A 25,962-nucleotide genomic window follows, 5' to 3' on the forward strand; every position below is an offset into this window, starting at 1 on the left:
GCTAAAACACTAAAAATTGCGTTTGGTTCCAGCAAATATCCCAAGTGGTCCCGAGGTCAACCAAACGATGCCTCCGAAAAGCATAAATCTGAGGGGGCGGACAGGGGTCACCTAAGGGGAGGGTCGCCGCGCGGTGATTCCGTTTTTCGCCCATGGCGGCGTGTGTGCGCAGAAAACGCTCTGCCGTGGCGGGAATTTGCGGGTTTGCGCCCGGATGAGACCGCGAACACGTAAGAAAATTTTGTTTCCAAGTGGAAGATACTGGACAATCGGCTGGGATTCGGGTTCCCATAAGGCAGGTCGAGACAAGCATTGCGAATTGGAGCGCGCAAGCTTGTTGCAATATAGTGCGAAACCTGTAACGGTTTGCATTATAGTGCCCACTGCGGGCGGCCAGCTAGGGGAGGATAGCATGACCACACGTAGAAGCCTGATCGGGACGGTTGCCGTGCATGCGCTGACGGCGATGCGCGCTTTTGCTGCCACCTCTGGTGTCGATGTCTCGATCTTTGCGGGGGAAACCCTGGCAAAGGCCGACGGCCCCGCCCGCTTATGAAAGAATACAAAAAGTGATTTGAGTACCGCCGGTTGTGGTGGCACTCATGCAGTTCAGATCATTCAGGGAGGAAAGAAATGATCGCACGTAGAACCCTCATGGGTCTCGCAGGGGCCGCAATGGCCACCATGATGACCACCACGTCCGCACTGGCACAGGAAGTCACCCTGACGCTCGAGCACTTCCTGCCCGCGCAGGCCAACGTGCCGCGTCTGGTGCTGGACGTCTGGGCCGACAAGGTCGAAGCCGACAGCGAAGGCCGCATCAAGATCGAACGCTACCCCACGATGCAGCTGGGCGGCACCCCGCCGGAACTGATCGACCACGTTCAGGACGGCATCGCTGACATCGGCTGGACCGTTGTGGGCTACACGCCGGGCCGCTTCCCGCGCACCGAAGTGTTCGAATTGCCCTTCATGGTCGAAGATGCGCGCGCCGCGTCCTACGCCTTTAACAAGATGTACCAAGAGCAGATGGCCGATCAGGACTTTGCCGGTCTGCACATCCTGGGCACCTGGGTGCACGGCCCCGGCTTGTTCCACACCAAGGATCCGGTGGCCAAGCCCGCTGACCTTCAGGGCATGAAGATCCGCGGCGGCGCGCGTCTGGTCAACGATCTGCTGACCCGCGTTGGCGCAGAGCCGATCGGTATGCCGGTCCCGGCCGTGTCCGAAGCGCTGTCCAAGGGCGTTCTGGATGGCACCACCATCCCGTGGGAAGTCACTCCGGCGGTGAAAGTGTCCGAACTGGTGGGCAACCACACCGAATTCGAAGGCCCGGGCCTGTACACCCTGACCTTTGTTCTGGCGATGAACGAAGACACCTACGCGTCGATGCCCGAAGACCTTCAGGCGGTTCTGGATGCGAACTCTGGTGTTGATTTCTCGATCTTCGCGGGCGGCACGCAGGCCGATGCCGACGCCCCGGCGCGTAAAATCGCGGTTGAGCGTGGCAACAACATCATGACCATCTCTGCCGAGCAGGCGCAGGCCGACTGGGCGCCGATCGTCGACCCGATCTACGCGTCCTGGATCGCAGACATGGAAGGCAAAGGCATCGACGGTCAGGCGCTGATCGACGAAGCCAAGAAGCTGATGTCTGAGTACACCTCTGACATGGATACCTGGGGCAAGTAAGCCTTCAGACCTAAACGGGGCCGCAGCACAGGTTGCGGCCCCAATTCTACGAGGGGAAATTCATGCAAAGCGTTCATCGCTTGGTCCTCGGCATCGCCCGTTTGATGGCAATGCTGGGCGGGGCCGTCTTGACCTTGTTGATCCTGATCACCTGTATTTCGATCCTTGGCCGCGCCAGCAACTCTGTGCTGCACGCGATGGCGTCTGCGGGCATCCTGCCCGGCATGGCTCAGGGGCTGATCGACGCAGGGGTTGGCGCGATCCGAGGCGATTTCGAAATGGTCGAGGCCGGCATGGCCTTTTGCATTTTCGCGTTCCTGCCGTTCTGCACGGTCACCGGCGGGCACGCGTCGGTTGACGTGTTTACCAACTTTCTGCCGCGCGGCGTGAACCGCGTGCTAGAAGTGCTGATCGCGGCGCTGTTCGCCGCCGTGCTGGTGGTCATCGCCATGCAGCTGAACGAAGGCTTTGCCCGCAAGCTGAACTCGGGCCAGACCAGCCTGCTGTTGGAATTCCCGATCTGGTGGTCCTATGCGCTTAGCCTGTTTGGCGCGGTGATGTCCGCTGCGGTCGGTGTCTACGTGGCGCTTGTGCGCCTGATTGAACTTTTGACGGGCCGGGCGATCATGCCCAACGCCGTGGGGGCGGACCATTGAGCAATCTTGAAATCGGAATCCTGTCGTTCCCCTTTCTTCTGGGGCTGATCTTTCTGCGCGTGCCGATTGGTCTGGCGATGTTCTCGACCGGCTTTGGCGGCATGTGGCTGGTGATGGGCAACACCCGTCTGCCCATGGCACAGCTCAAGGATCTGGCCTACACGACCTTCTCGAACTATTCGCTGTCGATCGTGCCGATGTTCCTGCTGATGGGCTATTTCGCCACGCTGGGCGGCATGTCTCAGGCGCTGTTCAAGGCCGCCGAAAGCTTTTTGGGCCACCGCCGGGGCGGTGTGGCCATGGCAGCCATCGGCGCCTGCGCGGGTTTTGGTGCGATCTGCGGCTCGTCGCTGGCGACCGCGGCCACCATGAGCCGCGTGGCCCTGCCAGAGCTGAAATCCTACGGCTACAAGGGCGGTTTCAGCACCGCGACGCTGGCTGCGGGCGGCACCTTGGGCATCCTGATCCCGCCGTCGGTCGTGCTGGTGATCTATGCCATCCTGACCGAGCAGAACATCGCCAAGCTGTTCCTCGCCGCCTTTATCCCCGGCATCCTTGCGGCCATCGGCTATATGATCGCGGTGTCGATCTATGTGCGCCGTCACCCCGATGCGGCGGGCGTGCGCGAGCCTGTGCCGATGTCCGAACGCTTTCAGGCGCTGATCAACGTCTGGCCGGTGCTGCTGGTGTTCATCGCCGTGGTGGGCGGCATCTATGGCGGTATCTTTACCCCGACCGAAGGCGCAGCCGTCGGCGCGCTGGGGACCGGCATCATTGCCCTCAGCAGTGGCGGCCTGACCTGGCGCACGCTGATCGACAGCTTTACCGACACCGCGCGGTCCTCTGCGATGATCTTTTTCATCGTGCTGGGCGCGGCGTTCTACAACGGCTTCCTCGCGCGCACCCGTGTGCCGCAGGAACTGTCGGCGTGGGTCGTGGACCTTGGCCTGTCGCCCTTGATGGTGCTGGCGGCGATCCTTGTGCTGTACCTGATCTTTGGCTGCTTTATGGACAGCCTGTCGATGATCCTGCTGACGATCCCGATCTTCTTCCCGGTGATCTCGGCGCTGGATTTCGGCATGTCCGCAGAGCACGTGGCGATCTGGTTCGGCATCCTTGTGCTGATCGTGGTCGAGGTGGGGCTGATTACGCCACCTGTGGGGATGAACCTGTTTGTCATCAACGCGATGGACCCGGAAACCCCGATGGTCGAGACCTACAAGGCGGTGCTCTACTACGTGGTGTCGGATCTGGTCCGCGTGGTGCTGCTGGTGGCGTTCCCGGCGATCACCTTGTTCTTGATCCCCTAAGACGGGGCAGAGGCTGCCGGGGCGGAGGAGCCTTGGCGGCCCACTCATTTCCAGCGACGGGCGTGGCCCGTGTGCAGATACGGCCCCAAGGCTGGGCCAGTTAAGATTGTGGAGGATACCATGGATATTTCTGGATTGGTTGCGATCGTCACCGGCGGCGCAAGCGGGCTGGGTGCGGCAACGGCACGCAAGCTGGCCGAGCAGGGCGCCAAGGTCGGCATCCTGGATTTCGACGCCGAGCGCGGCGCGCAGGTGGCGGCCGAGATCGGCGGGCACGCGGTCAAGACCGATGTGTCCTCCGAGGAGAGCGTCGCCGCCGCGATTGCCGAGATCAAGGAAAAGCTGGGCGCGCCCCGTGTGGCGGTGAACTGCGCCGGGGTCGGCCTTGCCGCCCGCATTGTGGGCCGCGAGGGCAAGCTGTCCACCGACGTCTTTGACAAGACCATCAAGGTGAACCTCTACGGCACCTACAACGTCATGTCCTATGCAGCCCGCGAGATGATGGAGCTGGACCCGCTGGACACCGGCGAGCGCGGCGTGATCATCAACACCGCCTCTGTCGCCTTTCAGGACGGTCAGGTGGGGCAGGCGGCTTATTCGGCGTCGAAGGGTGCGATTGCCGCCATGTCCCTGCCCGCCGCGCGCGAGCTGGCTAAGCCGGGCATCCGCGTCATGGCCATCGCGCCGGGCCTGTTCAACACCCCCATGATGGAAGGCCTGCCCGAGGAAACCGTCGCCGGCATCGTCGCCAACGTACCCTTCCCGCACCGTCTGGGGATGCCCGAGGAATACGGCCTGCTGGTCAGCCAGATCGTCGCCAACCCCTACCTGAACGGCGAGACCATTCGCCTCGACGCCGCCGTGCGTCTGCCGCAGCGCTAAGCGCCGCGTAAGGGAGGAGGAAAGACATGAGCAAGTATCGCCCCCACGCCGTTGCCCGCGAAGACCGCGACGACGGCACGATCATCCTGCGCTCGGCCTATGACATCAGCCCCGTTGCCAGCAAATCCGGCGATTGGGTCGACGCTTGGGCCGAGAAAACCCCCGACGCGGTGTTCATCGCCGAACGCTCTGGCAAGGGCTGGCGCGAGGTCAGCTATGCTGAAACCCGCGAGCAGGTGCGCACCATTGCGGCGGCGCTGCTGGCGCGCGGCATGGGGCCGAACACGCCGATCATGGTGATCTCTGGCAACAGCGTCGACCACGGCCTGTTGGCGCTGGCGGCGCAATACATCGGCGTGCCGACCGTGCCGCTGGCGGAACAATACGCCTTGATCCCCGGCGCGCGGCCTCAGCTGATCCACTGCGCCGAGGTCATCAAGCCCGCCATGGTCTACGCCGATGACGGCGCGAAATTTGCCGACGGCTTGGCGCTGGAGCTGTTCGACGGCGTGGAAAAGCTGGTCTCGATCAACGTGGCCGAGGGCCAGACCCCCTTTGCAGAGCTGCTGCGCGGCGACGGGGCCGACGTGGACACCGCCGCCGCCAAGGTCACGCCGGACACGGTTGCCAAGTACCTGATGACCTCTGGCTCGACCTCGCACCCCAAGGCGGTCATCACCACCCAAGGCATGATGTGCGCCAACCAGGCGCAAATCCTCGACGCGCTGCCCTTTCTTGGGGCCAAGCCGCCGAAAGTGATGGACTGGCTGCCGTGGAACCACGTCTTTGGCGGCTCGCACAACTTCAACATGATGCTGTCCAACGGCGGCAGTTTCTACATCGACGGCGGCAAGCCGATCCCCGCGATGATCGGCACCACGCTGGAAAACAACCGCGAACACAGCGCCACGCTGGCCTTCAACGTGCCGGTGGGCTTTGCCTATCTGCGCGACGCGATGAAGACCGACAAAGCCCTGCGCGAAAGCTATTTCCGCGATCTCGACATGCTGTTCTATGCCGGCGCGTCGCTGCCGCAGGACGTGTGGCGCGATCTCGAAGACATGGCGCGCGATGTGCGCGGCGACGTGCCCCTGATGAACTCCAGCTGGGGGCTGACGGAAACCGCGCCCGCCTGCCTGATCCAGCACGAGCCGACCACCATGTCGGGCATTGTCGGCGTGCCCATGACCGGCGTCGAGGTCAAGATGATCCCCGACGAGGACATGCGCTGCGAGGTCCGCGTGCGCGGCCCCAACATCATGCCCGGCTATCTGAACGATCCCGAAAAGACTGCCGATGCCTTTGACGAAGAAGGGTTTTTCGTCACCGGCGACGCGATGAAGTTCGTGGACCCGGACGATCTGACCAAGGGTCTGCGGTTCGATGGCCGCATCTCCGAGGACTTTAAGCTACTGTCCGGCACATGGGTGCGTGCGGCGAACCTGCGTCTGGAAGTCATCCCGGAACTGGCCCCGCTTGCCGCTGACGTGGTGATCTGCGGTGCGGATAAATCCGAAATCGGCGTGCTGATCTTCCCCACCGCCGAGGCGATGGGGATGGGCGAGGCGCAGAACGGCGCCTTGGTGTCCGATGCCTTGAAAAAGGCCATCGGCGGGCGGCTTGAGGCGCGCTCGGGGCATGGGTCCGCGGCGCGGATCGCGCGGGCGATGGTTCTGGCAGAGCCGCCCAGCATTGGCGACGGTGAAATCACCGCCAAGGGCAACCTGAACTTCCGCAAGGTGCTGGCGCGGCGGGCCGATCTTTACCAGCGGCTCTATGACGACGCCGACCCGGCAGTCATTCTGGGCGAACACGCTTAACCGACAAAACCCGAGGCCCGCGCCTCGGGTTTTTTTGTGCATAAAAGTGCACATTTGGCGAAAGCTCCCGTTGCAACTCTGCGGGTTGATGTGCATTATATAGCACAAGCGAGGCCGCCGGGAATCGCTTGGATCAGGATGCGCCGGGAAGAGGAGCCCGCCGCAACTCGCCCTGACCCAAGCTGCGCGACAGGACGGCGGCCCGCAGCTGATGGGAGGAAAATCATGAGCGAAAACCAGAACGCAGCCCTGTATTTCGTCGACCGCCACGTGGACGAAGGCCGCGCCGACAAGGTCGCCTTTCGCGAGGCGGCCGGGGCCAAACGCAGCCTGACTTACGGCGCATTGGCGCAGCGCAGCGATCTTGTCGCCGGGGCGTTCGAGCAGGCCGGGGTGGTGCCGGAGCAGCGCGTCGCCTGCATCGTGCTGGACCAGATCGAATACCCCGAGATTTTCTGGGGCGCGCTCAAGGCCCATGTGATCCCGATCGCGCTGAACACGCTGCTGTCGACCTCGATCTATGATTTCATCCTCAAGGACAGCCGCGCGACCTGCCTGATGGTCTCTCACGAGCTGCTGGACGTGGTGATGCCCGCGGCGGCGCAGGCTCCGCACCTCAAGACCATCGTGGTGATCGGCGGCGAGGCCCCCGAGGGCACCATCAGCTATGAAGACTTCCTGACCGGGGCCGCGCCCAAGCAAGCGGTTCACGTGGGCGAGGACGAATGCGCCTTTTGGTTGTACTCGTCGGGCTCCACCGGCCAGCCCAAGGGGGTGCGCCACGTGCACGGCGCGTTGCAGGCGACATCCGACACCTACGGCGCGCAGGTTCTGGGCATCCGCGAAGACGACGTGGTCTATTCCGTCGCCAAGATTTTCTTTGCCTATGGTCTTGGGAACGCGATGACTTTCCCGCTCAGCGTCGGCGCGACCACGGTGCTGTTCAACGGCCGGCCCACGCCGGATGTGGCCGCCCAGATCATCGCGGATGAGCAGCCTACGATCTTTTGCGGGGTGCCGACGCTTTATGCCGCGACGGTGCATTATTTCGAGAACAACCCGGTGCCGCAGAGCAACCTGCGTATGTGCATCTCGGCGGGCGAGGCCTTGCCCGAAGAGGTCGGCAACACCTGGCAAGAGCTCTTGAACGTGGAAATCCTCGACGGGGTGGGCAGCACCGAGATGCTGCATATCTTCCTGTCCAACCGCCCCGGCGACGTGGTTTACGGCACCTCCGGCATGGCGGTTCCGGGCTACGAGCTGCGCTGCGTCGACGAGGACGGCGCGGAAATCGCCCCCGGCGGGGTGGGCGAATTGCTGGTCCGTGGGGCCTCTGCCGCCGAAGGATACTGGAACAAGCGGTCCAAATCCCGTGCCACGTTCGAAGGCGAATGGACCCGCACCGGCGACAAGTACGAAATCACCGCCGAGGGGCGTTTCGTCTACTGCGGGCGCACCGACGACATGTTCAAGGTGTCGGGCATCTGGGTCTCGCCGTTCGAGGTCGAGCAGGCCTTGATCGCGCACCCCGGTGTTTTGGAGGCCGCTGTTGTGCCGAAACGCGACGAAGAGGGGCTGGAAAAGCCGCAGGCGTTTATCGTGCTCAAACCCGGCGCGGCGGCGGACAAGGTGCTGCCCGAGCTGAAAACCTTGGTCAAGGAAAAGGTCGGCGCGTGGAAATACCCGCGCTGGATCGAGGTGGTCGAGGATCTGCCCAAGACAGCGACCGGCAAAATTCAACGTTTCAAACTGCGCGAGGTGGCGTGATGAACTGGCAAGATCAAGCAAAAGGCACCCTGACCGCAGGGGGTAAAACGCTGGAGTATCAATGCTTTGGCCCCGCCCCGTCCGAGGCGCCGACCATCGTTTTGCTGCACGAGGGGCTGGGGTGCCTTGCGCTGTGGCGCGACTTTCCCGCCGCTCTGGCCAAGGCCACCGGCTGGGGCGTCTTTGCCTATTCGCGCGCGGGCTACGGCCAGTCGGACCCGGCCGATCTGCCGCGCCCGCTGGACTATATGACCCGCGAGGCTTTGGACGTGCTGCCGCAGGTGCTGGACGGTTTCGGGTTCGAGCGCGGCGTGCTGATGGGCCATTCTGACGGCGCGACCATCGCGGCCATCTATGCCGGGTCGGTCGAAGATCACCGCGTGCGCGGGCTGATCCTCATGGCGCCGCATTTCTTTACCGAAGAGACAGGTCTGTCGGAGATCGCAAAGGCGAAAACCGCCTATGAGACCACCGATCTGCGCGACAAGATGGCCAAGTATCACCGCGACGCGGACAACGCCTTTCGTGGCTGGAACGAGGCCTGGCTCGATCCGGGGTTCAAAGCGTGGCACGTGGCCGATGTCATTGATTACCTTCGGATTCCCACCTTGGCGATCCAAGGCAAGGACGACCAATACGGCACGCTCGCCCAGATCCAAGAGGTCGAGGAGCGGTCCTATGCGCCGGTCGACATGCTGGTCCTGGACGACTGCCGCCACGCCCCGCACCAGGATCAGCCGCAGGCGGTTCTGGACGGCGCGGCAGAGTTCCTGACCCGGCTTGCGCGGATCGAAAAGGCCCAGCCGGACGCCGCGTGATGACCGATTGGCGGCCCCCTTTTGCCTACCTGCCGGGCCAGACCGCGCGCCACCCCGAAGGGGCGTTCGATCGGTTCAAGCAGGTGGCACCGGGGGCGCTGTCCGCCAGCATGCCGTGGCGTTTGGGGCTCGATCTGTACCACGAGGGCTTTTTCTGGGAGGCGCATGAGCTGTGGGAGGCGGTTTGGCTGGCCGCTCCGCCCAACAGCGCCGAACGCTGCGCCATCCAGGGGGTGATCCAGCTGGCCAACGCGGCGCTCAAGCGGCGCATGGGACGAGAGGCGGCAGCGCAGCGTCTGGACGACTTGGCAGAGGCGCACCTGCTTGAGGCGGCCCGGCGCGGCGCGGATGTGATGGCCCTGACCGAGACGCAGATTCTGGCCCTTAAAAAGATCGCGAGAGGCCCGCAAAAATATGCAATAAAATGCACGCTGCGCTAAATCACTGAAACTAAATCAAAGAAACTGGCCAAAACCGGCTTGATAGATAGAAAAATAGTGCATATTTTGCTTTGAGGGAAAAGCGATACGCACTATAGTGCACAAAAGGACGTAGGAGACCGAAGATGACCAAGCGTATCGACTTTCAGGTGGATCCGACCAAGTACAACCACTGGCGCGTGGAATACGACGGCCCCGTGGCCAATCTGATCATGGACGTGAACGAAGACGCGGGCCTGTTCGATGGCTATCAGCTCAAGATGAACTCTTATGATCTGGGCGTCGACATCGAGCTGGCGGACATCGTGCAGCGGATGCGCTTTGAGCACCCCGAGGTCAAGACCGTGGTGATGAAGTCCGGCAAGGATCGGATCTTCTGCGCCGGTGCGAACATCCGGATGCTGGGCGGCGCGGCGCACAGCCACAAGGTCAACTTCTGTAAGTTCACCAACGAGACACGCAACACCTTTGAGGCGGCCGAGGAAGACAGCGGTCAAAAGTACATCGCGGCGGTCAAGGGCGCCTGCGCGGGCGGCGGCTATGAGCTGGCGCTGGCGTGTAACTACATCATGCTGACCGACGACAGCTCGTCCAACGTCTCGCTGCCCGAAGTGCCGCTGCTGGCGGTTCTGCCGGGCACCGGCGGTCTGACCCGCGTCACCGACAAGCGCAAGGTGCGCCGCGATCTGGCCGACGTGTTCTGCTCGACCGAAGAGGGCGTGCGCGGCAAGCGGGCGCAGGACTGGAAGCTGGTGGACGAGGTTGTCGCCAACTCGAAATTCGACGCCGCCGTCGAAGAGCGTGCGCGTGAATTCGCCGCTGCCTCGACCCGGCCTGACGTGGACAAGGGAATCGAGCTGACCCCGCTGGACCGCACCTTCCACGAGGATGGCTCTGTCACCTATAGCCTCGTCGAAGTGCAGGCCGATCGCGCGGGCCGCAAGGTCACCATCACGCTCAAAGGCCCGGATGAGGCCGCCCCGGCGGATATGGACGCCTTCACCGCGCAGGGCGCGCAGGCCTATATGCTGCGTCTGGCGCGCGAGTTCGACGACGCGATCCTGCACCTGCGCCTGAACGAAAAAGATCTCGGCCTGATGGTCTTCAAGACCCAAGGCGACCCCGAAGCCTTTGCCGCCCACGAACAACTGCTGCTGGACAACGCCGATCACTGGCTGGCGAACGAAGTGCTCAAGTACTGGAAGCGCGTGCTCAAGCGTGTCGATGTGACCTCGCGGTCGATGGTGGCGCTGGTCGAGCACGGCTCTTGCTTTACCGGCATTCTGGCCGAGTTGCTGTTCTCGGTGGACCGCACCTACATGATGGAAGACGAGTTCGAAGGCGACAACCGCCCCATCGCCACCGTCACCCTGACCGACGCCAACTTTGGCCCCATGCCCATGGGCAACGGTCTGACCCGTCTGGAAACCCGGTTCCTGGATGACGACGCCGCTCTGGCCGCCGCCAAAGAGGCCAAGGGCGAGGCGCTGGAGGCCGAGGACGCCGACCAAAAGGGTCTGGTGACCATGATCCTCGACGATATCGACTGGGAAGACGAAATCCGTATCTTCATGGAAGAGCGCGCCTCGTTCAGCCCGGACGCCATGACCGGCATGGAGGCGAACCTGCGCTTTGCTGGCCCGGAAACCATGGAGACCCGGATCTTTGGCCGCCTGACCGCGTGGCAGAACTGGATCTTCAACCGTCCGAACGCGGTGGGTGAGACGGGCGCGCTTCAGCGCTACGGCACCGGCGTGCGCGGCGACTACAACATGGAGCGTGTCTGACGACACGGGCGCGCCTCCGGCACGACATGGAGCGTGTCTAACCCGACGCGCCGACGGTGGGCCACAGCGCCCACCCTACGGGTCCCGGCCGGCGCCGTCCCCGTCATCAACTTTCCGGTGGGCCAGTGCCCCGCCACATGAGGAGGAATAGGATGCTTGATCTGATCAACGTAAGCTATGACACGCAGATCCCGAACAACGTGGGCCTGTCGTCGGACAAAAAGGTGCTCAAGGCGCTGGAACGCTGGCACCCCGGTTACATCAACTGGTGGAACGACCTGATCCCGCAGAACTTCCAGGAATCGATGGTCTACCTGCGCACCGCCGTGTCCGTGGACCCCAAGGGCTGGGCCAAGTTCGACTACGTCAAGATGCCGGAATACCGCTGGGGTGTTCTGCTGGCGCCGCAGGTCGAAGACCGCCGCATTCCCATGGGTGAGCACGCCGGTGAACTGGCATGGCAAGAGGTGCCGGGCGAATACCGCAACATGCTCAAGCGCCTGATCGTCATTCAGGGCGACACCGAGCCGGGCTCGGTCGAGCAGCAGCGCTTCCTCGGGCTGACCGCGCCGTCCCTTTATGACATGCGCAACCTGTTCCAGGTGAACGTCGAAGAGGGCCGCCACCTGTGGGCGATGGTCTACCTGCTGTTCAAATACTTCGGCAAGGATGGCCGCGAAGAGGCGGATGACCTGCTGCGCCGCTCCTCGGGGTCGGACGAAGCGCCGCGGATGCTGGGCGCCTTCAACGAGGAAACGCCGGACTGGCTGTCGTTCTTCATGTTCACCTACTTTACCGACCGCGACGGCAAGATGCAGCTGGAAAGCTTGGCTCAGTCGGGCTTTGACCCGCTGTCGCGCACCTGCCGCTTTATGCTGACCGAAGAAGCGCACCACATGTTCGTCGGTGAAACAGGCGTGGGCCGCACCATTCAGGCGACCTGTGACGCGATGAAAAAGGCCGGGATCACCGATCCCTATAACATCAACAAGATCCGCGATCTGGGCGTCATTGATCTGCCGACCATCCAGAAAAAGCTGAACCTTCACTACACGCTGTCGCTGGACCTGTTCGGTCAAGAGGTGTCCACCAACGCCGCCAATGCCTTTAACTCGGGCATCAAGGGGCGCTACATGGAAACCCGCATCGACGACGACCACAAGCTTCAGGACGCCACCTACACCGTGCGCACCGTCAAGAACGGCCTGATTGTCGCCGAAGAGGTTCCGGCCCTGACCGCGATCAACATGCGCCTGCGCGACGACTATGTCCGTGACGCCGCCGGTGGCGTTGGCCGCTGGAACAAGCTGATCGAAAAGTCCGGCATCGACTTTGAACTGACCCTGCCGCACGAGGCGTTCCACCGCCAGATCGGCGTCTTTGCCGCGATCAAGGCCGACCCCGAAGGCAACATCATCTCGAACGATGAATGGGCCAAGCGCCGCGACGAATGGCTGCCCTCCAAGGCCGATGGCGACTACATCCAGTCGCTGATGAAGCCCTGCTACGAGCCCGGCCAGTACGCGTCGTGGATCTCGCCGCCCAAGGTCGGCATCGACAACAAGCCCGGCGACTTCGAGTACGTCAAGCTGCACATGGCGTAACTGCCGCCCCCTTGCGCGTGTTTTTAGACGAAAACACGCAAAGGGTTTGATCTGGCGCAAGGCGATCTTAACGCCCTGCGCTATCCAATCGCCGCGATACGACCTCTGCGCGAACAGGGAGACTTCGATGAAAACCGACCGCATGATCGGCCACGCGCCGCGCACACAGGCCATGGGCCAGGAACTGGTCTCGATTCAGGGGCCGTGTATCGGCTGCAAGGGCTGTCAGGGCGTCTGCGCCGCCCTGATTGAGGCGCTGTCCGTCCCGGATGTGATCCTGAGCCGGGACAGCTAAGGCAAACCGGCTGACACGGCCCAGATAATCAACGACACGCATACCAGGGTTCGCCGCATTTCGCGCGCGTGCCATGATAAAGAACAGCGCCGCGACACGCGCGGCAGCAGGGGAGGCAACCACCATGAACAAGCCGATCAAACAGCACCTGATCGACCCCGAAATCTGCATCCGCTGCTACACCTGCGAGATGACCTGCCCGGTCGAGGCGATCGTTCACAACGACGACAACGTGGTCGTCGACGCGGACAAATGCAATTTCTGCATGGACTGCATCCCGGTCTGCCCCACGGGGTCGATCGACGAATGGCGCGTTGTGGCCGAACCCTACTCGGTGGACGAACAGTTCGATTGGATGGAACTGCCCGAGCAACAAGACCTCGGTGCCTCCGAGGCGGACACCGGCATGGAAGCGCTGGACGACGCCATGGCGCAACTGCTCGCCGATGCCCACAAGGGGGCCGGGGGCAAGGCCAAGGCACCGGCGACCGCCGCCAAGCCGTCGATCAACATGCACACGCTGGGCAAGCCCGCCACCGCCAAGGTGCAGGGCAACTACCGCCTGACCAACGATCCGGCCCATGACGTGCGCCACATCATCCTCGACTTCGGCGGCACCCCCATGCCCGTCCTCGAAGGCCAGAGCATCGGCGTCATACCCCCCGGCACCGATGAAAACGGCAACCCGCACCTGCCGCGGCTCTACTCGATCTCGTCCCCGCGCGACGGCGAGCGCCCGAACTACAACAACCTGTCCCTGACCGTGAAACGCGAAGAGATGGGCCTGTGCTCCAACTACGTCTGCGACCTGAAACAGGGCGACGAAGTCCAGGTCACCGGGCCCTTCGGCGCCACCTTCCTGATGCCCGACGACCCAGAGGCGCGCCTGTTGATGATCTGCACCGGCACCGGCTCGGCCCCCATGCGCGCCTTCACCATGCGCCGCCAGCGCACCACGGGCGGCAAATCCGGCGGCATGACCATGTTCTTCGGCGCCCGCACGGAAAAATCGCTGCCCTACTTCGGCCCGCTGAAAAAAGTCCCGACAAGCCTGCTCGACCAACACCTCGTCTACTCGCGTGAGGGCACCAAACAATACGTCCAGGACGTCATGCGCGAAGAGGAAGACAAGGTCGCCGAGCTGCTGAACGACCCCAAAACCCACATCTACATCTGCGGCCTGCGCGGCATGGAAGAAGGCGTCGAACTGGCCTTCACCAACATCGCCGAAAGCATCGGCCAACAATGGACCGCCCTGCGCGACGCCATGCGCGAAGAAGGCCGCTACCACGTGGAAACCTATTAAAACGCTCAGCCCCCCGGTCTTCTTCTCTTTAAAAATATCCCGGGGGGAATGCCCAAAGGGCAGGGGGGCAGCGCCCCCCTCTCATCTACAGTCAAAAGCCAAACCCATGTCCGCATCGCCCCCCAGCTACACCCATGAAATCCGCGTCAGCTGGGCCGACTGCGACCCGGCGAAAATCGTCTACACCGCCCGCATCCCGTGGTTCGCGCTCGACGCCATCAACGCCTGGTGGGAAGACACCTACGGGGAGGGCTGGTTCCAGATGGAAACCGACCACGGCTTTGGCACACCCTTCGTCAATATGAACATCGACTTCCGCGCGCCGGTCACCCCGCGTCACCGCCTGCTCTGCGACGTCTACCCGACCCGCCTTGGGACCACCTCCATCTCCTTCCGCGTCATTGGCCGCCAGAACGGCACGCTCTGCTTCGAAGGCAGCTTCACCAACGTCTTCGTCACCGCCGAAGCCTTCGCCAAATCCCCGCCGCCTGCCGACGTGCGCGCCCATGTGCTGAAATACCTGCGGGACGATGCGTAAAACTGCTCCCAAAACAGGCAGCAGCGCTTGCGCCACCCCGCCAAGCCATTAAACTGTGCATTATAATTCATAACCCGCAGGCGACATGGCAGAGATCACCTCTTTTTCCGGCAAAACCACCAAGGTCGACAGCACCGCGCTGATCGACACAGAGGTGGCCCGCCTGATGGCCCGTGTCGGCGAACGGGTGCGCCACGCGCGCGAGCGGCGCAATATCCCGCGCCGGGTGCTGTCCGAGATGTCCGGCGTCTCGCCGCGCTATCTTGCGCAGCTCGAAAGCGGCGAGGGCAATATCTCGATCGGCCTGCTCATGCGCGTCGCCATGGCGCTGGATTTCCGCATCGAATGGCTGGTCGGCCAAGAGGATCCGTGGAATTCGGACGTGCTGCGCGTCACCGAGCAATTCCGCGTCGCGGACCGCGCCAAGCAACAGGAAATCCTTGATCTGCTGACCGCCGCACCGGGGCGTGGCCAGCGGGCGGGGCGTGTCTGCCTGATCGGCCTGCGCGGCGCGGGCAAATCGACGCTGGGCCGCAAATTGGGCGCGGCGCTCGACCTGCCGTTTGTCGAACTCAACCGCGAGATCGAACAGACTGGCGGGATGCCGGTGGATGAAATCATGGCGCTTTATGGCCAAGAGGGCTATCGCAAGCTCGAGGCCGACGCGCTCGACCGCGTCATCGCCACCCACGACCGGATGATCCTTGCCGTGGCGGGGGGCATCGTGGCGGAGCCTGCGACCTTCAACCGGCTGCTTTCGCATTTCCACACCATCTGGCTCAAGGCCAGCGCTCAGGACCACATGCACCGCGTGCGCGCCCAAGGGGACGAACGTCCCATGGCCGGAAATCCCGAAGCCATGGCGCAGCTCAAAACCATCCTCAAGGCGCGCGAAGCTCTGTACGAACGCGCCCATGCGCAGCTCGATACCTCTGGCCATAGCGTCGAGGACAGCCTTGCGCAGTTGCAGGCGCTGATCGCCGAGCAGCACTTCTTAGACTGATAACTCCCTGGAAAGGCGTCACAATGAAGGTGAACACCCGACGCGAGGGCGCCGCCCTGATCGTGGAAATGGAAAACGCGCCGGTCAATGCCATTGGGCAGGCGATGCGCGCCGGGCTGGCCGAGGTGCTGGACAGCCTGCCCATCAACGGGGTCACCCGCGTGGTGCTGACCGGCGCGGGCAAAGCCTTTGCCGCCGGCGCAGATGCGCGCGAATTCGACGGCCCCGCGCTCGACCCGCAGCTGAACGATGTGGTTAATCGCATTGAACGGTCCGAGACGCCGTGGATCGCCGCCATCAACGGCGTGGCCTTGGGCGGGGGCGGGGAACTGGCGCTGGCCTGCCGCTATCGCATCGCGCGCCCCGGCACGGTGCTGGGCTTTCCCGAGGTCAATCTGGGCATCGTGCCCGGCTCTGGTGCGACCCAGCGCCTGCCGCGCCTGATTGGCATGAAAGCAGCGCTGGCCCTGATCCCCACGGGGCAGGCGATCAAGGCCGAAGAGGCCGAGACCCTTGGCCTGATCGACGGGATTTCCGACGATCCTGTGCAGGTCGCGGTGCATCTGGACGAGGGCAGCCTTGAACTTGCGAACCCGATTTGCGACCTGCCACGCCCTGAGCGCGAGGACGACGCCATCGCAGCGGCCTTTGCCGTGGTCGCCAAGAAACTGCCGAACCAGATCGCGCCGCACCGCGCGGTGGAACTCATCGCCGCCACCTCTGAACGGCCTATGGCCGAGGGGCTGGCCGACGAGCGTCAGACCTTTTTGGACCTGCGCGTCGGCGACCAAGCCCGCGCCCTGCGGCACATGTTCTTTGCCGAGCGCGCCGCCAAGGCCCCCGATTGGCTGACCGAAGCCCCCGCGCCGCTGGATCAGATCGCCGTGGTCGGCGGCGGCACCATGGGGGCGGGGATCGCCTATGCTTTGCTGAACGCGGGCAAGCGCGTGGTCCTGTTGGAAACCGACGCCGCAGGCGTGGTGCGCGCGCAGGAGAACGTTGAAAAGATCATCGACGCCAGCCTGAAACGCGGGCTGATCTCCGAGGCCGGGGCCGAGGACCGCCGCGCGCGCATCACCTACAGCGCCGACTATGGCGAGGCGGCGGCCTGTACGCTGGCCATTGAGGCGGCGTTTGAGAGCATGGACGTCAAGCGCGAAGTTTTCGCCAAGCTCGAAGCGGCGCTGCCCGCCGAGGCGATCCTTGCCTCGAACACCTCGTACCTTGACCTCGATGAGATCGCCGCAACGGTGAGCGACCCCAGCCGCGTCGTCGGCCTGCATTTCTTTGCTCCGGCGCATATCATGAAGCTGCTGGAAATCGTGCGCGGGGCCGCGAGTTCGGACCGGGCGCTGGCGACGGGCTATGCGCTTGGCAAGGCGTTGCGCAAGATCCCGGTGCTGGCGGGCGTCTGCGACGGGTTCATCGGCAACCGCATTCTGGCGCGCTACCGCGAGGCGGCGGACACGGTCTTTATGGACGGCTCGACCCCGTGGGAGGTGGACGAGGCCATGGTGGATTTCGGTTACGCCATGGGCCCTTACGAGGCGCAGGACCTGTCCGGGCTGGATATTGCCCACGCCAACCGCCGCCGTCAGGACGCCACGCGCGACCCGAACCGCCGCTACATCCCCATCGCGGACCGCATGGTCGAGCTGGGCAAGCTGGGGCGCAAAACGGGTGCGGGCTGGTATCGCTACCCCGGTGGCAACGGCAAGGTCGAAGACCCGATTGTGGCCGATCTGGCGCTGGAAGAGGCGCATTTCGCCGGGATCACACGCACCGACTATGGCGCGGATGAAATTCGCGGGCGGCTGGTCTTGGCGATGATCAACGAGGCTTGCGACATCCTGAACGAAGGCATCGCCGCCAGCGCCCGTGACGTCGATCTGGTGACGGTGTTCGGCTATGGCTTTCCGCGCTGGCGGGGCGGGCTGATGCACTACGCCGACAGTTTGGGTGTGGCGAACATTGTCGCCAAGCTCGAAGAATTGGCCGCCGAAGACCCCGTCGTCTGGACCCCGTCGCCCTTGCTGCGCGAGTGCCTCGACAAGGGTGTGACGCTGGCCGAGGTCCGCTAAGGCATTGGAAGGTCTGAGTTAGTTCAGGTCTTCGAGCAAGCGCCCATGGCGGCGCGTCTCTGCCAGAACCTCGCCAAAGGTGGTCATGCCGCGCGCTTCGAGCATGGGCAGAAGGTGCACCAAGACCTGCGCCGTGGCGACCGCATCGCCCAGAGCTGTGTGGCGCAAATCGGGCGGGATGGTGATCGACAAACGCTGGCACAGCGCGTCCAACGTGTGGGTCTGCGACGCGCCGAACAGCACCGCCGACAGGAGCACCGTGTCGAGAATGGGGTTGTCCCACTCGACGCCCATGCGGGCTTTGTCCCGGTGCAGGAACGCCATGTCGAAGGGCGCGTTATGCGCCACGATGACAGAGCCCTTGGCGAACTTATGGAACTGCCGCCCTGCCTCGGCGACGTCGGGCTTGCCCGCGACCATGGCGTCGGTGACGTGGTGCACGCGGGTCGAGGCGGGCGGAATCGGGCGACCGGGGTCGACAAGCTGGTCGATCTGCTCGCCGGGGACGATGCGGCCATTGACCACGCGGACCGCGCCGATCTGCACGATGTCGTCCTTGTGCGGCAAGAGCCCGGTGGTTTCGGTGTCAAAGACCGTATAGCTGAGCGCGCGCAGCGGCGTGTCCTCGATGGCCCCGCCGGGGCGCTGGTCGAGCAGGTCAAAGTCATAGACCAGCGGGCGCGCAGCCTCTGGGGCGAGGTTCACATGGGCTGCGTCGATGATCAACATATAGCCGCCCGCGTCCATGGGTTTCATCCGGGCGTCATAGCTTTGCTGGCCATCGTGGCCCTTGGCGATAAAGGACACGTCCTTGCCGGTTTTGTGCATCCGCTGGCGGGCGGCATCCAGACTTGCGCTGTCAAAGTAGTCCGAGATCGCGGCGTTCAGGCGCGCAACCCCTTGGCCAGACAGCACTTCTGCGGCCTGACCATCGTAGAGGACGATTTGCCCGGCGGGATTGACAAGGATCGTCGCCACGGGGATTTCGGTCAGCAGCGCGGTCAACTGGGCCTTTTCGGCGGACAGGCGCTCTGTCTCGGCGGCAATGCGCGCGGCGGTGGACAGGGCGGTCTGCGACAGCGCCTCGGTGACGGCACTGGCGGCGGGGGCCAGATCGCCAAGGTAGCGGGCCGAGGTCGTATCGACCTCGCGGTCAATGCCCGCATGGGCGCGGGCGCGCATCTCGGCGGACAGACGCTCGATCGGTTTGGCGACATTCTCGTCAAACAGCAGCCAGACCCCGGCGGTCAGCGCAAGAATGCCGAAACAAGTGAGCGTGGCGGCAAAGACAAAGCCATCGGCGACCGAGGTTTCGGCAACGCGCGCGTACCCCAGCCAGATCGCCGCAAGGGCGATGGCCGCGCCGCCGCCCCCCAGCAGGCAAAAGAACAGAAAGATGCGCAGGCGGAGACTAAGCTGTGTGAGCATGTCAAACGGCCTCGCAGACGGTTTTGACCACCGGATCGTCGGCGCCCACGTCCCGCCAAACGGGGGGGGAGCCATCCCCCAGCGCCGGGTCGGCACGGCGCATGGCGGTGCAGTCGACCATGACCTCGACGGATTGGGTGGGGCGCCAATGGCCAAAGAAGTAGAGGGTTGTCAGGTACAGCCCGGCGGTGTCGGCATTTGGGCGCAACGCTGCGGTGTCCGCAGCGACAAAACGGTCCGTCATGGGAAAGACGTAGGTCCAGGGCCGCCAGAGCGCGCGGGACTCGATGCTTTGCGCGACGGTGACCCCCTCTGGCAGCGCGGCGGCGGTGCGGCTGTACCATGTGTATTCGTTCGAGATGCCAGTGGCGAGCATGGCCGCCCCTGCGCCAAGCGGAACCAGCCATTTGGGCAAACGCCCTCCGGTGATCTTGGCAAGCAACATCATGACGCCCGCACCGGCAAAGCCCGCGATAAACACCGCGATCAGTTCGATAAACATGTCTCCCCCCTTTTCTCCCGCGCGGCCCAAATCTTTTTCAAAAGATTTGCAAATTCCTTGAAAGGAATTTGATCCGCGTCAGGACAACATTCCTTTGCCGTGCCCCACGGCCGATTGCAGCGATTTGACCACCACGAAGGCGTCGCGCAAATGACTTCGCTCAAAGTCCGACAGGTCCGATGGCGCAAGGTAATTGTCCGGCGCGGCCCCGCTTTTGATCTGTTTGGCCTGATGCTCCAGCCGGGTTTCGGCGATCAAATCGTAGGCGTCCAGCAGGTCCTGGCCGCCGCTTTGGCTCAGCACGCCGGCATGGCGTGCCGCCTCTAGCCTTGCCCGCGTGTTCACCTCGGTCAGTTGGCCTTGCAACGCGTAGACGCGGCCCAGATCGACCACCGGCACCACGCCGTTGTGCTTCATATCCAGCTGGTTCTTGTGTTCGCCCGAGCGGATCGTCGCAAAGCCGCGCAGCAGCCCCAATGGCGGCGTGTGCTTCAGCGAGTTGCTGACCATATGCGCCACAAAGATCGAGTTTTTGGCCGCCTTGGCCAGCGTTTGCTCCTGAAGGTCGTCGAACAGCGAAACGGTCCCGCCGATGGGCCGCAGGTCGAACATGACAGAGGCCAGCATCTGCGCTTCGGGCGACGGTTTGGCGATCCAGCCGTCGAAATAGTCGCGCCACACGCGCAACGGTTGGCACCAGCGGTCCGCCGTCGCCATCATGTCGCCGGGGCAATAAACATAGCCGCAGGTGTTCAGCCCGTCACAGACAAAGCCCGCCAAGTCCTTGAAATAGCGCATTTGTTCGGGCGTGACCGCGTCGTCGAGGATCAGGCAGTTGTCCTGATCGCTGACGCCGGTCTGTTCCTGCCGCCCCTGGCTGCCGCAGGCCAGCCACAGGTAGGGCACCGGCGCGGGGCCAAAGCGCTCTTCGCCCAAGGCCAGCAGCCGCCGCGTTGCGGTGTCGGCGATATCGGTGATCAGGCGCGTGACAACTTCGTGGCGGTTGCCGCCCGCCACCAGTTGCACCAGCAGGTCGGGGATGCGCGCGGTGACGCGGGCCATGGCGGCGGCGTCCGGCGCATGGGCGATTTCCGAGACCAGCTCGGCCGAGGTCATCGCCTGAAAGCGCGTCAGGTCGGTCTGGGTGACGATGCCCACCAGTTTGCCCGCCTCGACGACCGGCACGTGGCCGATGCGCCGTTCCATCATCATATGCAGCACGTCAGAGCCGATGGCGCAGGGCGGCAAAGACACCGGGTCCGCCGTCATGATCTGCGAAATCGGCGTGGTCATGGGCAGCGCCCCCGCGACGACTTTGCCGGACATGTCGCGGATGGTGACGATGCCGTGCAGGGCATCCCCAACCGTTACGCAAATCGAGGACACATGGCGGTCGGCCATCAGGCGCGCGGCCTCTTGGACCGTGGCGTCCGGGCCGCAGGTCAGAGGGGTGGTCGCCATCAAGGTTTCCACGCGCGAGGTCGCCAGATCGGAACGCTTGGGTTTCACAGGCCTAGTGCGGTCAAAGAAGCGCTGCACCCCGGCATGGGTTTCAATCAGGCGCAGGAAATCGCCCTTGGGCAGCACCAACAGCGTGCTGTCCTGCACCGTGCGGGCCGAGGTCACGGCGCGGCCATCACGCACCAGCCCCCGCTCGCCAAAAGAGTTGCGCGGCCCCAGCAAGGACAGCTGTGCGCCGTTCTGGTCGCGCACCTCAACCGCGCCTTCGTGGATCAAGTAGAGCCCCTCCAGCGCTTCGCCCAAGGCATACACGTCTTGGCCCGCCGCAATGCTGCGCGCGCGGAATTGCGGCGCAAGCTCGGCCAGAACCTCTGGCCCCAGCGCGTCATAGGGGTGCACCCCCGATAAAAACCGTGTCAGCGTGGGCAAATCGAGGGGCATGGGCCTTAGTCCTGTTGTTGCGCAGGGATCACGTAGCGACAGGTCACCAGACCCGACGGATAGGCGTTCACGTCTTCCAGCTCCAGATCCATGTCGCGGTCCAGCGCGCCGAACAGGCGGCGGCCATGGCCCAGCAGGATCGGCACGGTGGTGATGGTGATCTCTCGGATCAGATCGGCCCGCAGGAACGACTGCACCACAGAGCCGCCATCCACGTAGACGTTCTTCCAGCCTTCTTTTTCCAGCGCCTGCATCAGCCGAAAGGGGCGGGCGCGGGTCAGGCGGACCTTGTCCTGCAAATCGGCGGGGATGTCGTCCAGCGTCAGCGACTGGCTCAGCACCACCACCGGCAGGGTGTAGGGCCATTCTTCAAAGTCCAGCGCGCGGCGGAACGTGTTTGATCCCATCACGATGCCATCGACGCGGCCGATGAAGGCGTCATAGCCGTGGTCCTCGCCTTCGACGGGTTGTTTTTCCAGCCAGTCGATCTCGTGGTCGGCGCGGGCAATAAAGCCGTCGAGGCTGGTCGCGATGAATACATGTCCGTTGATCATGGCGGATAGGATACTCCGGATTTGGGTCTGTCAAACGAAACTCCCGTCCCGCTTACGCGGAACGGGAGCGTTTGGCAAAGGGTAGGGGGTAAAGGTTGTGCCCCCCACGTGTTTAGTGGCCTTCGACTGCGGCACCCGCGCCACGCGGAACGCGCACGGATTCGACCAACTCTTCGATCTCTTGCGGGATCGGGGCGGTCATCTTGGACACGGTGAACGCCACGGCAAAGTTGATCAGTGCGCCAATCGCGCCGAACGAGGTCGACTTGATGGTGCCCAGCAGGGGATCCGCATCGGTAAAGCTGTTGGTGCCCGCGATGAAGAACCAGCCCTTGTGCAGGAAGATGTAGATCAAGGTCACAACCAGACCGGCAATCATGCCTGCCACGGCGCCCTTGTTGTTCACCTTGGTAAAGATGCCCATCATCAGCACGGGGAAGATCGACGCCGCTGCCAGACCAAAGGCCAGAGCCACGGTTTGCGCCGCAAAGCCCGGGGGGTTCATGCCCAGAATGGTCGCGATCACGATCACGATGGCCATGGACACACGCGCCGACATCATTTCCGACTTTTCAGACATGTCCGGGGTCAGCTGGCCCTTGAGCAGGTCGTGCGAGACCGCCGAAGAGATCGCCAGCAGCAGACCCGCCGCGGTGGACAGCGCCGCCGCCAGACCACCCGCAGCCACCAGACCGATCACCCAGGACGGCAGGTTGGCAATTTCCGGGTTCGCCAGAACCAGGATGTCGCGGTTGAACTTGGTCAGCTCGTTCTCAGAGCCCCAGCCAGCCGCTTCCATGGCTGCCACGGTTTCGGCGTTCTTGTCGTTGAAATACGCAATCTTGCCGTCGCCGTTCTTGTCTTCCCAGCCCAGCAGGCCGGTCTGCTGCCAAGTCGCCATCCAGTCATAGGCCGGATCGGTGGCGATGGTCTCGGTGGACACCGGCTCGCCCGATGCGCCGTTCGGCCAGAACTGTTCGGTGATGTTCAGGCGGGCCATTGCGCCAACGGCGGGGGCCGTCAGGTACAGCAGCGCGATGAACACCAGCGCCCAGCCAGCGGACCAACGGGCGTCGGACACCTTGGGCACGGTGAAGAAGCGCATGATCACGTGCGGCAGACCGGCAGTACCGATCATCAGCGACAGGGTGAACAGCACCATGTTGAAGGTGTCGCCATTCGCCGCCGTGTACTCGGCAAAGCCAAGGTCGGTGACGATCTGGTCCAGCTTGGTCAGCAGCGCGACAGAGCCTTCGGCGCCGGTGGTCTCACCGAACAGGCCAAGCGCCGGGATCGGGTTGCCGGTCAGTTGCAGCGAGATGAACACAGCCGGGATGGTGTAGGCCAGGATCAGCACGCAGTACTGCGCGACCTGCGTGTAGGTCACACCCTTCATGCCGCCGAACACGGCGTAGGCAAACACCACGGCCGCGCCGATGATCACGGCGGTGTCTTCGTCCATTTCAAGGAAACGGCCAAAGGCGATGCCGACGCCCTGCATCTGGCCGATCACGTAGGTCAGCGACGCAACGATCAGGCACAGAACGGCCACAAGGCGCGCGGTGGGGCTGTAGAAACGGTCGCCGATGAACTCGGACACGGTGAACTTGCCGAACTTGCGCAGGTAAGGCGCCAGCAGCAGCGCCAGCAGCACGTAACCGCCGGTCCAGCCCATCAGGAAGGACGAGTTGTCATAGCCGACAAAGGCAATCAGACCGGCCATCGAGATGAAGGAGGCCGCCGACATCCAGTCCGCCGCGGTCGCCATGCCGTTGGTGACCGGGTGCACGCCGCGGCCCGCCGCGTAGAATTCCGAGGTCGAGCCCGCGCGGGCCCAGATCGCGATGCCGATATAGAGCGCAAACGACGCGCCCACGAACAGCAGGTTAATGGTAAACTGATCCATGTGCCTTATTCCTCGTCCACGCCGAATTCACGGTCGAGCTTGTTCATGCGGAAGGCGTAGAAAAAGATCAGCGCCAAGAAGACGATGATCGAGCCTTGTTGCGCGACCCAAAAGCCCAGGTCCGAGCCGCCGATCGTGATCCCCGAGAACATCGGGCGCAGCAGAATGCCAAAGCCAAAGGGCACGATGGCCCAGATGACCAAGGACACCAGAATGATCCGCACGTTCGCGGCCCAATAGCGCTTGTCGCTCTCGGCCTGTGCGGCGTTTGTGTTGTGATCCGCCATGGCGGGTCCTCCTCTTCCTCCAAAAAGACGCGTTCCGGGTTGGGGTCCGGTTGCGCCCGCTCACTTGGCCCCACCCAAAGGGCCCGTGCCGCCCCGCGCGACGGGCGCGAGACGGCTAGGGGTTGCGTCACTGCGGTTATGCGGTGGCGGTCTTGACGATCGCGGCCAGATCGGCGGCGATGCTGTCGATTGCGCCCATGGCGTCGATGCGGCTCAGCGCACCGGCCTTGGCGTAGTAGTCGATCAAGGGGGCGGTCTGGGCGTGGTACGCTTCCAGACGGCTGGCGACCGTTTCGGCATTGTCGTCGGCACGGCGTTTGAAATCAGTGCCTTGGCACTTGTCACAGGTGCCCGCCGTCGCCGGTTGCTTGAACGTGTCGTGATAGCCCTCGCCGCAGCCCGCGCAGGTGTAGCGCCCGCTGATGCGGGTCACCATGGCGGCGTCGTCGACGTCGAGGCTGATGGCCGCGTCGATCTTCTGCCCGGATTCCTCCAGCAGTTTGTCGAGCGCCTGCGCCTGCACGGTGGTGCGCGGAAAGCCATCAAGGATCACGCCGCGCTGGCAGTCGCTTTGCGCCAGACGATCGCGCAGGATGTCGATGACGATCTGGTCACTGACCAGCTCGCCCGCTTCCATCACGGCCTTGGCGGCTTTGCCCGCCTCGGTGCCTTGGGCCACGGCTTCGCGCAGCAGGTCCCCGGTGGAGAGCTGCACGAGGCCGAATTTCTCTTCGAGCATCCGGGCTTGGGTGCCTTTGCCGGCCCCGGGAGGGCCGAGCAGGATCAGAACCGGGGCGATCACGGTTGTAGCGCCATCCATCATCATTCAGGCCCCCTTGTTCGCACGATTCTCGATGAGATCGTCGACGACGGAAGGGTCGGCGAGGGTGGAGGTGTCGCCCAAAGCGCCGTAGTCGTTCTCGGCGATCTTGCGCAGGATGCGGCGCATGATCTTGCCCGAGCGGGTTTTCGGCAGGCCCGGTGCCCATTGGATCAGGTCCGGCGAGGCAATCGGGCCGATCTCGGTGCGGACCCAGGTGCGCAGCTCCTTGCGCAGGTCCTCGGTCGGCTCGACGCCGTTCATCAGGGTCACGTAGCAATAGATGCCCTGGCCCTTGATCTCGTGCGGGTAGCCCACAACCGCGGCCTCGGCGACCTTTTCATGGGCCACAAGCGCCGATTCGACTTCGGCGGTCCCCATGCGGTGACCGGACACGTTGATCACGTCATCGACGCGGCCGGTGATCCAGTAATCGCCATCGGCGTCGCGGCGGCAGCCGTCACCCGAGAAGTAATAGCCTTTGTAATCCGAGAAGTACGTCTTTTCAAAACGCTCGTGGTCGCCCCAGACGGTGCGCATCTGGCCCGGCCAGCTGTCTTTCAG

At 63.7% G+C, this 25,962-nt stretch carries 24 protein-coding genes; 16 read left to right on the forward strand and 8 right to left on the reverse strand.

Going from position 1 to position 25,962, the window contains the following annotated elements; genetic code table 11:
• Positions 1-412: 412 nt before the first annotated feature.
• The 16 genes from B9A11_RS21510 (at position 413) to B9A11_RS19865 (ending at position 17,999) form a co-directional block, all read left to right on the forward strand.
• Positions 413-556, forward strand: a complete 144-nt coding sequence (locus B9A11_RS21510; protein ID WP_159452537.1) for a hypothetical protein — start codon at positions 413-415, stop codon at positions 554-556.
• A 77-nt stretch (positions 557-633) separates the two neighbouring features.
• The gene (locus B9A11_RS19800; protein ID WP_234988914.1) at positions 634-1,692 is read left to right on the forward strand and encodes a TRAP transporter substrate-binding protein; all 1,059 of its coding nucleotides are present in this window, start codon (positions 634-636) and stop codon (positions 1,690-1,692) included.
• Positions 1,693-1,754: 62 nt separating this feature from the next.
• The gene (locus B9A11_RS19805; protein WP_058249157.1) at positions 1,755-2,348 is read left to right on the forward strand and encodes a TRAP transporter small permease; all 594 of its coding nucleotides are present in this window, start codon (positions 1,755-1,757) and stop codon (positions 2,346-2,348) included.
• On the forward strand, positions 2,345-3,658 hold the full coding sequence (locus B9A11_RS19810) for a TRAP transporter large permease (protein WP_058249158.1): 1,314 nt from the start codon (positions 2,345-2,347) through the stop codon (positions 3,656-3,658). Before B9A11_RS19805 ends, B9A11_RS19810 begins: the two co-directional genes overlap by 4 nt.
• Positions 3,659-3,778: 120 nt before the next feature.
• Positions 3,779-4,540: an SDR family NAD(P)-dependent oxidoreductase gene (locus B9A11_RS19815; RefSeq protein ID WP_058249159.1), complete on the forward strand. Its 762-nt coding sequence runs from the start codon at positions 3,779-3,781 to the stop codon at positions 4,538-4,540.
• 26 nt (positions 4,541-4,566) lie between these two features.
• The gene (locus tag B9A11_RS19820; RefSeq protein ID WP_058249160.1) at positions 4,567-6,360 is read left to right on the forward strand and encodes a feruloyl-CoA synthase; all 1,794 of its coding nucleotides are present in this window, start codon (positions 4,567-4,569) and stop codon (positions 6,358-6,360) included.
• Positions 6,361-6,585: 225 nt separating this feature from the next.
• The gene (locus B9A11_RS19825; RefSeq protein ID WP_058249161.1) at positions 6,586-8,127 is read left to right on the forward strand and encodes a benzoate-CoA ligase family protein; all 1,542 of its coding nucleotides are present in this window, start codon (positions 6,586-6,588) and stop codon (positions 8,125-8,127) included.
• Positions 8,127-8,945, forward strand: a complete 819-nt coding sequence (locus tag B9A11_RS19830; RefSeq protein ID WP_058249162.1) for an alpha/beta fold hydrolase — start codon at positions 8,127-8,129, stop codon at positions 8,943-8,945. Before B9A11_RS19825 ends, B9A11_RS19830 begins: the two co-directional genes overlap by 1 nt.
• On the forward strand, positions 8,945-9,385 hold the full coding sequence (locus tag B9A11_RS19835) for a DUF309 domain-containing protein (protein WP_083499955.1): 441 nt from the start codon (positions 8,945-8,947) through the stop codon (positions 9,383-9,385). The genes B9A11_RS19830 and B9A11_RS19835 overlap by 1 nt, the downstream gene beginning before the upstream one ends.
• A 125-nt stretch (positions 9,386-9,510) precedes the next feature.
• Positions 9,511-11,172, forward strand: a complete 1,662-nt coding sequence (boxC, locus tag B9A11_RS19840) for a 2,3-epoxybenzoyl-CoA dihydrolase (protein ID WP_058249163.1) — start codon at positions 9,511-9,513, stop codon at positions 11,170-11,172.
• Positions 11,173-11,324: 152 nt separating this feature from the next.
• The gene (gene boxB, locus B9A11_RS19845) at positions 11,325-12,776 is read left to right on the forward strand and encodes a benzoyl-CoA 2,3-epoxidase subunit BoxB (RefSeq protein ID WP_058249164.1); all 1,452 of its coding nucleotides are present in this window, start codon (positions 11,325-11,327) and stop codon (positions 12,774-12,776) included.
• A 127-nt stretch (positions 12,777-12,903) separates the two neighbouring features.
• Positions 12,904-13,071: a hypothetical protein gene (locus B9A11_RS21965; RefSeq protein WP_186009228.1), complete on the forward strand. Its 168-nt coding sequence runs from the start codon at positions 12,904-12,906 to the stop codon at positions 13,069-13,071.
• 124 nt (positions 13,072-13,195) lie between these two features.
• Complete coding sequence (boxA, locus tag B9A11_RS19850; protein WP_058249165.1) at positions 13,196-14,377, forward strand: benzoyl-CoA 2,3-epoxidase subunit BoxA; 1,182 nt, start codon at positions 13,196-13,198, stop codon at positions 14,375-14,377.
• A gap of 106 nt (positions 14,378-14,483) precedes the next feature.
• Positions 14,484-14,915, forward strand: a complete 432-nt coding sequence (locus B9A11_RS19855) for an acyl-CoA thioesterase (RefSeq protein ID WP_058249166.1) — start codon at positions 14,484-14,486, stop codon at positions 14,913-14,915.
• Between the two features lie 85 nt (positions 14,916-15,000).
• Positions 15,001-15,918: a helix-turn-helix transcriptional regulator gene (locus B9A11_RS19860; RefSeq protein WP_058249167.1), complete on the forward strand. Its 918-nt coding sequence runs from the start codon at positions 15,001-15,003 to the stop codon at positions 15,916-15,918.
• A gap of 23 nt (positions 15,919-15,941) precedes the next feature.
• On the forward strand, positions 15,942-17,999 hold the full coding sequence (locus B9A11_RS19865) for a 3-hydroxyacyl-CoA dehydrogenase NAD-binding domain-containing protein (protein ID WP_058249168.1): 2,058 nt from the start codon (positions 15,942-15,944) through the stop codon (positions 17,997-17,999).
• Between the two features lie 18 nt (positions 18,000-18,017).
• Here the strand turns inward: B9A11_RS19865 and B9A11_RS19870 are convergent, their stop codons facing one another.
• From B9A11_RS19870 to B9A11_RS19905, 8 genes are all read right to left on the reverse strand, one after another.
• Positions 18,018-19,427: a 3'-5' exonuclease gene (locus tag B9A11_RS19870; protein ID WP_058249169.1), complete on the reverse strand. Its 1,410-nt coding sequence runs from the start codon at positions 19,425-19,427 to the stop codon at positions 18,018-18,020.
• 1 nt (position 19,428) lies between these two features.
• Positions 19,429-19,929: a hypothetical protein gene (locus tag B9A11_RS19875; protein ID WP_058249170.1), complete on the reverse strand. Its 501-nt coding sequence runs from the start codon at positions 19,927-19,929 to the stop codon at positions 19,429-19,431.
• Between the two features lie 78 nt (positions 19,930-20,007).
• Positions 20,008-21,831, reverse strand: a complete 1,824-nt coding sequence (locus B9A11_RS19880; protein ID WP_058249171.1) for a putative nucleotidyltransferase substrate binding domain-containing protein — start codon at positions 21,829-21,831, stop codon at positions 20,008-20,010.
• Between the two features lie 5 nt (positions 21,832-21,836).
• The gene (locus B9A11_RS19885; RefSeq protein WP_058249172.1) at positions 21,837-22,385 is read right to left on the reverse strand and encodes a dihydrofolate reductase family protein; all 549 of its coding nucleotides are present in this window, start codon (positions 22,383-22,385) and stop codon (positions 21,837-21,839) included.
• 112 nt (positions 22,386-22,497) lie between these two features.
• Positions 22,498-24,291, reverse strand: coding sequence for a sodium:solute symporter family protein (locus B9A11_RS19890; protein ID WP_058249173.1), 1,794 nt, complete (start codon positions 24,289-24,291; stop codon positions 22,498-22,500).
• A 5-nt stretch (positions 24,292-24,296) separates the two neighbouring features.
• Positions 24,297-24,578 carry a DUF4212 domain-containing protein gene (locus B9A11_RS19895; protein ID WP_058249174.1) on the reverse strand — a complete coding sequence of 94 codons (282 nt, stop codon included), beginning with the start codon at positions 24,576-24,578 and terminating at the stop codon, positions 24,297-24,299.
• 136 nt (positions 24,579-24,714) lie between these two features.
• Positions 24,715-25,398, reverse strand: a complete 684-nt coding sequence (locus tag B9A11_RS19900; RefSeq protein WP_058249180.1) for an adenylate kinase — start codon at positions 25,396-25,398, stop codon at positions 24,715-24,717.
• Between the two features lie 6 nt (positions 25,399-25,404).
• Positions 25,405-25,962 (reverse strand): AMP-binding enzyme (locus B9A11_RS19905; RefSeq protein ID WP_143595953.1); only part of this gene is annotated, 558 nt, incomplete at its 5' end.

The organism is Tropicibacter naphthalenivorans, from assembly GCF_900176475.1.
Classification (GTDB): domain Bacteria; phylum Pseudomonadota; class Alphaproteobacteria; order Rhodobacterales; family Rhodobacteraceae; genus Tropicibacter; species Tropicibacter naphthalenivorans.

Excerpts from the sequence above, each read along its gene's own strand:
- B9A11_RS21510 (WP_159452537.1), top strand. The coding sequence starts at position 413 with ATGACCACACGTAGAAGCCTGATCGGGACGGTTGCCGTGCATGCGCTG.
- B9A11_RS19800 (WP_234988914.1), top strand. The coding sequence starts at position 634 with ATGATCGCACGTAGAACCCTCATGGGTCTCGCAGGGGCCGCAATGGCC.
- B9A11_RS19805 (WP_058249157.1), top strand. The coding sequence starts at position 1,755 with ATGCAAAGCGTTCATCGCTTGGTCCTCGGCATCGCCCGTTTGATGGCA.
- B9A11_RS19815 (WP_058249159.1), top strand. The coding sequence starts at position 3,779 with ATGGATATTTCTGGATTGGTTGCGATCGTCACCGGCGGCGCAAGCGGG.
- B9A11_RS19820 (WP_058249160.1), top strand. The coding sequence starts at position 4,567 with ATGAGCAAGTATCGCCCCCACGCCGTTGCCCGCGAAGACCGCGACGAC.
- B9A11_RS19825 (WP_058249161.1), top strand. The coding sequence starts at position 6,586 with ATGAGCGAAAACCAGAACGCAGCCCTGTATTTCGTCGACCGCCACGTG.
- B9A11_RS19830 (WP_058249162.1), top strand. The coding sequence starts at position 8,127 with ATGAACTGGCAAGATCAAGCAAAAGGCACCCTGACCGCAGGGGGTAAA.
- B9A11_RS19835 (WP_083499955.1), top strand. The coding sequence starts at position 8,945 with ATGACCGATTGGCGGCCCCCTTTTGCCTACCTGCCGGGCCAGACCGCG.
- boxC (WP_058249163.1), top strand. The coding sequence starts at position 9,511 with ATGACCAAGCGTATCGACTTTCAGGTGGATCCGACCAAGTACAACCAC.
- boxB (WP_058249164.1), top strand. The coding sequence starts at position 11,325 with ATGCTTGATCTGATCAACGTAAGCTATGACACGCAGATCCCGAACAAC.
- B9A11_RS21965 (WP_186009228.1), top strand. The coding sequence starts at position 12,904 with ATGAAAACCGACCGCATGATCGGCCACGCGCCGCGCACACAGGCCATG.
- boxA (WP_058249165.1), top strand. The coding sequence starts at position 13,196 with ATGAACAAGCCGATCAAACAGCACCTGATCGACCCCGAAATCTGCATC.
- B9A11_RS19855 (WP_058249166.1), top strand. The coding sequence starts at position 14,484 with ATGTCCGCATCGCCCCCCAGCTACACCCATGAAATCCGCGTCAGCTGG.
- B9A11_RS19860 (WP_058249167.1), top strand. The coding sequence starts at position 15,001 with ATGGCAGAGATCACCTCTTTTTCCGGCAAAACCACCAAGGTCGACAGC.
- B9A11_RS19865 (WP_058249168.1), top strand. The coding sequence starts at position 15,942 with ATGAAGGTGAACACCCGACGCGAGGGCGCCGCCCTGATCGTGGAAATG.
- B9A11_RS19870 (WP_058249169.1), bottom strand. The coding sequence starts at position 19,427 with ATGCTCACACAGCTTAGTCTCCGCCTGCGCATCTTTCTGTTCTTTTGC.
- B9A11_RS19875 (WP_058249170.1), bottom strand. The coding sequence starts at position 19,929 with ATGTTTATCGAACTGATCGCGGTGTTTATCGCGGGCTTTGCCGGTGCG.
- B9A11_RS19880 (WP_058249171.1), bottom strand. The coding sequence starts at position 21,831 with ATGCCCCTCGATTTGCCCACGCTGACACGGTTTTTATCGGGGGTGCAC.
- B9A11_RS19885 (WP_058249172.1), bottom strand. The coding sequence starts at position 22,385 with ATGATCAACGGACATGTATTCATCGCGACCAGCCTCGACGGCTTTATT.
- B9A11_RS19890 (WP_058249173.1), bottom strand. The coding sequence starts at position 24,291 with ATGGATCAGTTTACCATTAACCTGCTGTTCGTGGGCGCGTCGTTTGCG.
- B9A11_RS19895 (WP_058249174.1), bottom strand. The coding sequence starts at position 24,578 with ATGGCGGATCACAACACAAACGCCGCACAGGCCGAGAGCGACAAGCGC.
- B9A11_RS19900 (WP_058249180.1), bottom strand. The coding sequence starts at position 25,398 with ATGGATGGCGCTACAACCGTGATCGCCCCGGTTCTGATCCTGCTCGGC.